This window comes from Bradyrhizobium sp. P2_E8 (assembly GCF_056403875.1).
Genome location: NZ_JBFUES010001629.1, coordinates 1 through 965, shown reverse-complemented (window position 1 = coordinate 965; position 965 = coordinate 1). Strand labels below are relative to the sequence as shown.

At 67.9% G+C, this 965-nt stretch carries 1 protein-coding gene; it reads right to left on the bottom strand.

The features are described 5' to 3' along the window. The coding region (locus AC1D00_RS42850) for a DUF2778 domain-containing protein (protein WP_477014884.1) at positions 1-867 on the bottom strand (867 nt) is incomplete at its 3' end. Between the last annotated feature and the right edge of the window lie 98 nt (positions 868-965).

Genomic DNA, 965 nt, shown 5'->3' with positions numbered 1-965 from the left:
GTCGTAGGCCTTGAGGAAGCGCTCATAGTCCTTGATCGAGACGCAGCCGTTGGAATCGCCGCGCGGCCCGAGCATGTAGTTGTGGGTGAGAAGGCCGACGCGGCCGAGCGCGCTGGTGCCCTCAGTCGGAGTCAGGCGGAGCGCCCGGACACCATGGAACAGTTTTTCGCGCGGCTTCAGATCGTAGGTCGCCGGCGGGGTCGCCCCCACCATGCGCTGGTCGACATGCTGTGGATCGTCCATCAGCGGGCCCATGCCCGAATGCGCCTCCAGCGCGACGCCGCTCGGCAGGTAAAGCGCCTTGGCCGAGATGTCGTAGACCGCCGTGCGCGAATCGTAGCCGAGGGCGCCAAGATCCGGCGCCCTGCCGAGCAGGCCGCTGTCGGGCGTCAGCGAGGCCAGCTTGATCTTGTCGGTGAATTTTTCGAAGAAGTTGCGGTTGTCGACCTTGGGGCTGGTGTCGGCATAGGCCTGGCTGGACGCGATCTGGGCCGAGAAGTCCGCCTGCACCGGCCGCGAACGCGGCATCGGGATGGCGTCGGCGCGCTGCGAAGGCTGCCGCTCGTCAACCGGCGGCCGGTCATCCTCGGTCAGGATCGAGCGCCAGTCGTCGCCCTGGAGTCTCTGGGCCAGCATCGCCTTGGCATCGCGCAGCTTGAGCTGAACCGCATTGAGGGCGGAGCGCTCCAGCGTCCGCAGGCCGATCTCGCGGGCGGCCGGGCTGCCAGATGCCGAAGCAAAACGGTCCTCGAACGAAGGGGCATTGGCCGGCGGCAGCGCGGCGGAAACCAACGGGGTCGAGTCGCCCATGTCGGCAACCCAGGCGGCGGCACCGAGCGACAGCGCAACGGCGGCCAGAGACAGCAATAGCGTCTCGGCTCGCCCGATACGGCGGCGCGACAACAGCCTCTCGGCTCTTGCGGTGTCGGAAACCATCAGATCCCCAAATCGACCCCGGGGGACCC